This window comes from Roseovarius aestuariivivens (genome assembly GCF_004761875.1).
Lineage (GTDB): Bacteria > Pseudomonadota > Alphaproteobacteria > Rhodobacterales > Rhodobacteraceae > Roseovarius > Roseovarius aestuariivivens.
Window position 1 is genome coordinate 1 of the sequence record NZ_SJEY01000027.1, and the last position, 2488, is coordinate 2488.

Annotated in this window: 1 pseudogene; it reads right to left on the bottom strand. The window is 54.1% G+C overall.

Annotated features, from left to right (window positions below):
• A pseudogene (locus EZV60_RS18865) lies at positions 1 to 1721 on the bottom strand (hypothetical protein); the annotation flags it as partial.
• Between the last annotated feature and the right edge of the window lie 767 nt (positions 1722 to 2488).

A 2488-nucleotide genomic window follows, 5' to 3' on the forward strand; every position in this document is an offset into this window, starting at 1 on the left:
CCGGCACCGCCAAGAAGAATATCGTTTCCGCCGTCGCCTTCGAGAAGATCGTCGCCCTCGTCACCCGAAAGGGCGTCATTTTCGCCTCCACCGCGCAGCGTGTCTTGGCCGTCGCCCCCAACACCGATATCACGTCCGCCACTGCCTTCGATAAGGTCGTCGCCGACACCGCCTTCCATACGGCTCCCCCCACTGGCGCGTAGGGTATCGTTGCCCTCATGTCCCAGCAGGACATTTGTGCCTGCGCCGCCATCTAGCAGATCGTCGCCCAGATCGCCTTTTATGCTATCGTTGCCGTCGCCGCCCTCGATCGTGTCGTTGCCGTCGCGGCCGCGCAATGTATCATTGTCGCCGAGGCCTCGGATCAGGTTTGCATTGGAGTCTCCGAATAGAAGATCCTTCCCTTCTGTGCCTGTCAACGAGCCGTCCAGCTCTGGCGTTCTGTCTTCGATCCCGCTCGTGAGGGACCGCAGAAAACTGGCAAAATCGCTGTAGGCATTCACCTCGGTTCCGTCATCTTGATAGGAGACACCGAGACGTTCTAGAAGCTCGTACCTTGCAATGACCGAAAGAGCTTCTTCCGCGGCGGCCCTTTCGTTTGAACTTGACAACCGGAAACTCTGAACTGCCTGCCCCATAGTATTGTCTACGAATGCGGGCAGACCAGAGGCATCGACAGTAAGCATAATGTCAGCAATGGTGGCGTAATAAGTGCCTGTATCGCCTTGCGGATTGAGAAAGGCGTAGTTTGCATTGGCATTTCCGGTAAGCTGCCGCGCTTGAAAGTCCAAGTTGATAACGCCACGTTCGATCGCGTCTCTAAGCGCCACTTCAGGACTGCGTTTGTTGGTGGCCTGGAAGCCTCCATCGCCTGTAAAACTTGTTGTGATATTGCTGTCCCAGTAACCATAATTGTAGTCGACCGTGTCGATTATGCCGTCAAAACCGGGTTTCATCGTAAATATGTTATAAAAATCGCCCGTCATTTGAGCACTGGCCTGACCCTCGGAAGAGATTTGCTGGCGTTCCATTTCTACAGAGACAAAGAAGAGGTCGCGAACGAGGTCCGCCGTGCGTTCGAAAAAACCGGCAGCAGCATCCAGGCCGGTGGTCAGACGGTCGGCAGCAAGTTCCTCGCGCTCAAATCGGCCCGCCACCTGCATGCGGAACTCGACCGCGTAGGCGATTGCATTGGCAGTAGCAATGATCGTGTCAATGTTGGGCGTGTAGCCAGTGGTCGGCGTGACGACGGTGTTGCCGATCCCGGCCAGTTGCTGCAACAATTCATCCGCATCTTCCGTGAAGCTGCGGCCATAGGCTGCGAGGTCCTCGGGCGCTATGTAACCGGTTTCTCCGGGTTGAGCGTTCGGATCGTAGCTTGACAGTTGCGCCCGGTTCGAATTGATCGACGCAACGAGCTGTGAGACATCAACATTCACCAAGAGGCCGGTTTGAGCATCGATCTGTTGTTTCAGGTCCTGAGCGACATCGTCGAGCTGGTCGCTTAGCGCGTTCACTGAGTCCAGAATATCATCCAGTTTACGGTTAATCTCTTCATTCGCGGCATCTGTGCCGCCGCCGAACACGAGGTTAAAAAAGTCTTCTGGACTGTCGACCTCGCCATTAGCAAGCGCCATGCTCAGATTGTATACGATCCCAACACCGGTATAGACTGATGAAGCGATAGTCAGGACGTTACTGCTCAAGCTAAATGCAGTCATTAGGTTCACCTTTTTTGGGGCGCCAGTGAATCATTGAGTAAAGCCGGCGCAGAAAGATTCGTTCTTTTATTTTAAATACTTGGAAGTGAAGATCGACTGTTGATTTGGTTCTTTAGTTCGGTTACCGGCTCGACGATTCTGCCAAATCAATGGTGCATTTTTTCTCGGAGTGATCGGGCTGCTGCTATTTCTGCCACACCCCAAACACGTATACCGATCATGCTGAGGCCGAGCGTAAACCAATACCTGAATGCCGCCTCTCAGATCAGGCTTCACCCAGGGTCTAAGCGTGACAAGTCGCTCCAGTAGCGTCAGTAAACTAGTGGCGTGGGTCTTTTCAGATGTGAGGCGATTTGTTTGGAGCTCGCCTACCGGCGATTTGCAACTCTTATTGGCGAAAAATCGGGCGCAAAGGTTTTTTGGGTCTATAGGGTTTTCGCTACGGCTTCGACCACCACCGCATCGAACGCAACATGAGGTTTGCGCAGTTTTACGCGTCTGGTCCGCCCAAATGGATTACGCTCGATATGGACAGCTCGGTCAGCCCGACCCAGGGTGCGTAGGAGTGCACCGCGGGGAAAGGCCATTTCGGCTGCATGTGAGACCTACAGGACCGGCGCAGCGAACGTATGGTTTAGATTTCGGAAATTTTGACAGCTTTGAATGACTACTTTCGGGAAATCACGCCGCAATGCCGCGACACGCACCGAAAAGAGACGGTCTTTCGGAGACTGATTTCGCTGCAACAGCATCAGGCGGCTGCGTCC